The 6206-nt window shown below is 66.8% G+C and carries 6 protein-coding genes; 2 read left to right on the forward strand and 4 right to left on the reverse strand.

Annotated elements, in window-relative coordinates:
- Positions 1–27: 27 nt before the first annotated feature.
- Both D7Y11_RS41055 and D7Y11_RS41060 read right to left on the reverse strand, forming a co-directional pair.
- Positions 28–267 carry a hypothetical protein gene (locus D7Y11_RS41055; RefSeq protein WP_120560747.1) on the reverse strand — a complete coding sequence of 80 codons (240 nt, stop codon included), beginning with the start codon at positions 265–267 and terminating at the stop codon, positions 28–30.
- Between the two features lie 160 nt (positions 268–427).
- A complete protein-coding gene (locus D7Y11_RS41060) occupies positions 428–1459 on the reverse strand; it encodes a helix-hairpin-helix domain-containing protein (protein ID WP_126936400.1) in 1032 nt (343 codons plus the stop codon).
- A gap of 239 nt (positions 1460–1698) precedes the next feature.
- On the opposite strand from D7Y11_RS41060, the gene D7Y11_RS41065 reads away from it, so the two are divergent.
- Positions 1699–3495 (forward strand): serine/threonine-protein kinase, encoded by a 1797-nt coding sequence (locus tag D7Y11_RS41065; RefSeq protein ID WP_126936401.1) that lies wholly within the window; start codon positions 1699–1701, stop codon positions 3493–3495.
- Between the two features lie 8 nt (positions 3496–3503).
- Positions 3504–3971, forward strand: a complete 468-nt coding sequence (locus tag D7Y11_RS41070) for a DUF2381 family protein (protein WP_158629209.1) — start codon at positions 3504–3506, stop codon at positions 3969–3971.
- Positions 3972–3985: 14 nt separating this feature from the next.
- Here the strand turns inward: D7Y11_RS41070 and D7Y11_RS41075 are convergent, their stop codons facing one another.
- Both D7Y11_RS41075 and D7Y11_RS45295 read right to left on the reverse strand, forming a co-directional pair.
- Complete coding sequence (locus D7Y11_RS41075) at positions 3986–4744, reverse strand: immunity 52 family protein (RefSeq protein ID WP_233597518.1); 759 nt, start codon at positions 4742–4744, stop codon at positions 3986–3988.
- Positions 4745–4756: 12 nt separating this feature from the next.
- Positions 4757–6206 (reverse strand): Tox-REase-5 domain-containing protein (locus D7Y11_RS45295; RefSeq protein ID WP_306770494.1); only part of this gene is annotated, 1450 nt, incomplete at its 5' end.

Here is a 6206-nt window from a genome sequence, read left to right on the forward strand (position 1 = left end):
AGGGACAGTTTCGGGGGGTGGCGGTGGTCATCGGGAGCCTCGGGAGCTTGTGTCGGTGGTGGCGGCGGCCTGGCGGGCGCGGGCCCAGCGGAGCATCTGGGGTTTGAGCCAGAGGCGCGGGCGCCCGGCGCCCAGGTCGAGCACCGGACGGGGCATGTCCGGGTACCGGCGCAGGTACGTGCTGACGCTGTTGGGGTGGGCAAGGCGCAACAGGCCCGCCACCTCCTGGGCGTCAATCAGGTCCTTCGTGTTCACCAGGGGGCACATGGGGCGTGTCTATACCCGTAGACACACAGGGATGCACGGATTCCTTCCCGGGCCGGGAGGCTGCCCTCCAGGGGCCTGCCTGCTTCCGGACACGACAAAGCCCCGGGCTCCATGAGGGAACCCGGGGCTTCGGGACGGCAGGGACGTCAGGTGGGGAGGACTACTCCGCCCACCAGGTCTCGGTCATCACGCTGAAGCCGTTCACGGTGTCCACGTAGATGTGGACGGTGTTGCGGCTCCAGGGGTCGTTCTCGTAGGTGATGATGCAGCCCTTGAACGAGCGGCCCTGGGTCAGCGCGTTCAGGTTCGCGAGGCCCGCGTCACGGACCGTGGGGGAGATGTGGGCGTTGCCGTTGACGTAGTTGAAGGCGCGCTGGACCTCGGCGCGCACCTCGGCGGCATCGGCCAGGTTCGGGCGGATGGAGGCGCCGTAGGGGACGCTGGTGGGCTCCAGGCCGAAGCACGTCTTGTCGTCGCGGTAGTAGTGGTTGGCGGACGCGATGTTCCACCAGTCGAAGTGGCGCAGGGTGGTGGCGCCGTAGGACCCGTTGGAGGGAATGGCGTTGATGGCGGTGAAGAGCGCCTCCAGGGGGCGGCTCAGGGTGGCGGAGTTGCGGATGTTGCGGAAGCTCACGTCACCAATGCCCGCCGTGTCGGCGATCTGCTGCGCGTTGGCGAAGGGGCGCGCGTTGAGCAGGTTCACGGCGCCGTTCCACGCGTCCGGCAGGACGTCGTGCAGCTCCGAGTCGTCGATGCTGTTCACCAGCGCGACGATGGCGGTCTGGTCGTCACGGGAGATGGCGATGCCATCCAGGATGCCGACGCAGTCCGCGTCGATGAAGTCCATCGTCCGGGCGCCGCCCTCCAGTTGCTTGAGCCGGGCCGGGCCGACGAGCGGCACGGTGGACAGGTCCGCCAGCGACGTGAACGGCGTGGTGGCGCGGCGGTTCACGATGTTGGTGACCACGTTGCTGGGCAGGTAGCGGTCGAGGAGCGAGTACGACGCCGTGTTCGCGAACTCGAGGATGCCGGAGCACTCGATGGCCACGTCGACGTTCGTCGTGGTGAGGATGGGGGCCTGCTGCTGCTGCTCGGCGGCCGGGGCGGACTCGGGGGGAGTCTCCGCCTGGGTACCAGGACCGCAACCAACGAGCATGCTCACGGCGAGAAGGGCTGAGCCAATACGACGCATCAGGAACTCCTGAATGGGGGGAGAGCTGCGATGAGACGCGGCTTAATACATCAAATCCGTCTGACACCACCGGCCCGATGCGCGCCCTCTTCGTGTCACATTTCGGTCACCGCCCCTCTGTTCCGCTGACAGCGTTCCGCCTGGTTCCACGAGGCGAGACTTCCTGACGTGAGAACACACGGACCCAGGGTTGTCTCCGGCACCCTGTTCCGGGAGACCTTCCAGGTTGAGTGGAGTTCATGCGACCCTGTGAGTCCATGGGTCAGGAAGGGTCACAGGTGTTCCCGGGGGCGCTGCAGCCCGGCGCGGTGGTGGGGCGCTGGCGCGTGCAGGGGACGCTGGGAGTGGGCGGGTACGGCGCGGTCTACCGGGTGGAGCCGCTGGACGCGCCGGGGCGGAGCTTCGCGCTCAAGCTGTCGCTGCATCCGGACCCGGCCCGGGCGCTGCGGGAGATGGCGCTGTTGTTGGACCGGGCGTGGCATCCGAACGTGGTGCGGGTGCATGCCACGGGGCGGTGGCCGGATCCGGTGGAGGGGCTGCCGTACTTCGTCATGGACTGCGTGGAGGGGATGGCGCTCCACCTCTGGGTGGAGACGGTCAACCCCACGTTCCGGCAGGTGGCCATGGTGGGCGGCTCGGTGGCGATGACGCTGGGGGTGCTGCATGCGCGAGGCGTGCTGCACCGCGACCTGAAGCCGGAGCACATCCTGATCCGCGCGAGGGAGCAGGTGCCGGTGCTCATCGACTTCGGGGCGGGTGACCAGACGGGGGCCGCGACGCTCACGACCACCACCCTGCCCCCGGGGACGCTGCACCTGCGCAGTCCGGAGGCCATCCGCTTCCAGCAGCGCCACTGGAGGCAGCCGGAGCTGCGCTATCCGTACCGGGAGGCGGATGACCTGTATGCCCTGGGCGTGTGCCTGTACCGGGCCGTCACGGGGCACTACCCGTTTCCGCCGGGGCAGGAGCCGGAGCTGCTGGCGGTGGCCATCACGGAGCGGCTGCCGCCGTCTCCACGGGACATCAACCCCCAGGTGCCGGAGCCCCTGTCGAGGGCCATCCTGCGGCTGTTGGAGAAGGAGCCGGAACAGAGGCCTCGCACGGGGGAGGTGGCGCACTCGGAGCTGATGCGAGGGCTGCTCTCGGGTGGAGCGGCGGCGTTCGAGGCGCACCTCTTCGACGAGATTCCGGGCACGCCGAATCAGATCCGCCGTCCGGCGTGGCCCGCGCAGCCGTACCTGAAGCCCGCGCCAAGGCCCCGGCCTGTTCCCGAGCCGGTGGCCCCGCGCCGGTTCCCGGCCTGGGGGTGGGTGGGCGTGGTGGTGTGCCTGGGATTGCTGCTGGCGGGACCCGGGACCTGGGAGGTCCTGCTTCGGGGCTGGACTCGACATACAACCCCAGGGGTCCCAGAGAGTGTTTCCGCCCCTGTTGGTCATAAATTAGCGATCACGCCGGACCGCCCGCACAGTGTTCCCGTCGCCGCCGCAGTGGTGGCGCCTCCCGAGGAACGTGCTCCCGTGACAACCAAGCCCCCTGCCCCGCCGTCTCCGAAACCCGCTCGCGTGATCAAGGCCGCGACGATTGCGTCCTGTATGGCGGGCATGGCCTGCGCCAGCGCGCCCCTGGTGGACCGGCCCACGCCTCCCGCCGAGGACTGTCCATTGGATGCGCAGGCGGCCATGCAGAAGCTCGATATCGAAGGCATGCAGTGGGCCGCCAAGTTCGACCCGACTGTGCGCTCCAGGCTCGTCACCGTCCGCGAGGGCCGTGCTGCCGTGTACACGCATGGCATCGAGGGGCACGTTCGCCACGGCTCCCTGCTGACGGGCACGCTCTATGTGGGTTCCAAACGGGTCTACGGTCGTTTCACCCAACTGCGTCAGGAAAAGACGGGTGAAACATTTCCGGTATGTGTCGAGCTCTGGTTCCTCAATGATCGCACACGGGGCGTCCCTCGCAGTGAAGGGGGAGATGAGAACACCGCCATTGTTCCCAACCTGATGTCCGTGAAGGGCGTGTGGCGGTACGACGAATAGGAGGGTGCGTGCTCCTGTTCCTGCTCCCGTTTCTGGCAACCGCGGATGGAGGCGTGTCCGACAAGCCGGCCTGCCCCGACGTGGGGTTGGCGGTGCTCCTCTCAGAGAAGGTCCTGGGACAAGGAGGAGTCCAGGCGTTGGAAATGGAGGAACCTGTCACGGGTCCCTCAGGCACGGAGTTCCGCGTCAGGAGTTTCCGCTCCGCACGCCGGGTCGCTGTGCAGTTGGAGTTCTCTGGTGGGATGCCGCTATCCAGTAGGGCCGTCAGGGCGAGCCTCATCGGTCCGAATCATCAGACCTTGAAGATCGTGGAAGTGATTGAAGTGGCTCTCGGCTCCGAAGACGGAACCGCTCGGATCATCGTGGAAGCCGAAGCGCAGCCCCGTGAGGCTCGCGGCGTCTACACTCTGGAACTCCAGGACGCGGAAGGTACACGGCTGCTCGTCCTGCCAAGGGTGCGGTTTCCTTCCATCTGATCAATCCACGCGGGTCAGGGCATGACGGGCTGCATGAGGCCCGCCCTGGCCAGCAGTGCTCCGATACGGTGGCCCTGCTCGACATGCTCGGGGTTTCTCGCGGAGATGCGCTCTGGCGAGAGGATGATGAGCGCGCCCTTGTCCTCAACAGGCTCGATGCGGACTGGCGCGGGAAGCGGTGGCACTGTCCCCCGGCGTCGCGACTGGTACGTGACCCAACCGACGAACGCACCTGCTGTCGAGTCCGCGTTCATCTGCTTGCGGTACTCATGAGATCCAGCGACAGCCCAGTCAGGGTCGAAAGCAAGCGCCATACTGCGCAGCACTGCGCTCAACATGGGAACTGTCAGCACCCGCTCCACAGAGGCCCCTCTCCAAGGCAAGGGCATCACACAGCAATTGGGGTTGACCTTGCCATAGCTGCCGCAGTTGATCCGCAGACTCACGCTATCGGCACCTGAATCGCCATTTCCAAACCAGAAACTGAAACCGAGCTCCTCGAAGACCGGACCACCCTTCTCACGATTCACGCCACGCCGGAACAACTCGGTGAGGGTCGGCACATCAGGCGGCATCAGGGAATGCTTGCGTGCATCCCTGAGTGTTCGGGCAGGTTTGTACCAACTGGCCAAGAGCGGATCGTTCGGTGCGAGCAGGTTGAGTAAGAGCGCCGTGCGCCGTGCGCACTCCTCGGGAGATTCCTCGCGCGGTCCCCAATAAGCGCCGGCATAGAACATCTCAGGCCGGGTCGCGGTCTCAGCATTGGCGGTCACGCGGTTCCATCCTTAATGCGCCGGAGTGTGAATGACCTTGATGCCTCTGATGCCTTCAGCTTCCAGCAACAGAGCGATGGCTTCAGCCGCCTCGGCTTCTGCCACATGCCACTCAATGAGGATACCCATGCCCTCAACTCTTCCGCCCTGCCGCTTTGCCTGGGCCACAATGTCCTTGGCACCCGACTCGCGAAACCACGCCTTGGGCTCCAGCCCGTCGAAAAACTTCGCGTAGCCGGGCCCCTTGGCTTCCAGTAGCACGCCGTCCTTGAAACCGTCGAACTTCACTCCTCCCGCTTGCGTGCTGGTACCTCCCACCCAGTACGCCTCATCCGCTGTGTGCCCCGTGATCTGCTCCTGATAGCGCCGGGCACGCGGCTTCATGGACTCCTTCACGGGTCCCCATTGGCCGGGCCCCTTGGACGGTGCACCTCCCTGTGTCGCCGTGGATGCCCGCTGGAGAATGATGGCCGCACCCGGCCCTCCTCCCAGGACGGAGGCCGCGCGGCCTACGGGTACCGCGACACGCTCGATGGTGAGCGCTCCTTGCGCGGACAGCGACAGGACCGGCACCGTTGCTTCGGCACCCGTCAGGGCTCCTGTCACTGTTCGCGTCGCGGATGTCGCGGAGCCTGTGGTCAGGAGGAGGTTCGTGGCCAGCTCGGCCACGGTCCGCATCTGGTCGCCTCGGGACATGAACCGAAAGCGTTCGAAGTATTCGGGCGATGACTCGATGAGCGCGGCCACTCCCGCGGGCAGGTCCTTCAGCGCGGTGACGCTGTCCAGCGGGTACGTGAAGAACTTCCCCAGCGAGAGCGCCAGCTTCACGACCGCGGCTTCCGCTCCGTCCAGGGTCCTGCCAATGACGTCGGCGTCGTCATACACCTCGACGAACACCGGGCCGTTCACCGGCACCATCTGTTCGTCCGCGAGCTGGAAGACGAAGCCGTTGCTCACGTAGAAGCGGCCCAGTTCGAAGGGGCCTGCCCGGAACGCACCGCCCTTCCACTCCACGGCTCCGGCCTTCTGCTGCGTGCGGCCATTCCACACCCAGGCCAGGTAGCCGTCTGGCCGCAACACCGCGACCCGGCTGTAGCGCTCGACCCTGCGCGACAGGTCGTCGCGCGACACCGCGCCTTCCGCCAGCACCTCGCGCAGCACATGGCCCACGGCCATGCGGGCGGGAAAGGTTCCCAGCGTCACGGGCTTGCGCAGCAGCAGGGTCAGGAGCCGCGCCGCCTGCATGGAGGTGAGCGATCCTCCCGGCAGCGGCCGTTCGTCGCCCGCTTCCAGCCCCGCGTCCGTCAGCAACTTCTCCCAGACATCCTCCTGGAGTGAGCCTGGCCCGGTTCCGTGGACACCCGAGATGTGATGGAAGGAGCACGGGATGTCCGCGACTGACGAAAAGCAGAGGAAGCCCCGCAGGCCGCGCCGGGAGTTCACGGCGGAGTACAAGGCCGGG

The sequence above is a fragment of the Corallococcus sp. AB018 genome, assembly GCF_003986945.1.
GTDB lineage: Bacteria > Myxococcota > Myxococcia > Myxococcales > Myxococcaceae > Corallococcus > Corallococcus exiguus.

Bases quoted from the DNA above. Each gene is read 5' to 3' on its own strand.
- D7Y11_RS41055 (WP_120560747.1), bottom strand. From the start codon at position 267: ATGTGCCCCCTGGTGAACACGAAGGACCTGATTGACGCCCAGGAGGTG.
- D7Y11_RS41060 (WP_126936400.1), bottom strand. From the start codon at position 1,459: ATGCGTCGTATTGGCTCAGCCCTTCTCGCCGTGAGCATGCTCGTTGGT.
- D7Y11_RS41065 (WP_126936401.1), top strand. From the start codon at position 1,699: ATGCGACCCTGTGAGTCCATGGGTCAGGAAGGGTCACAGGTGTTCCCG.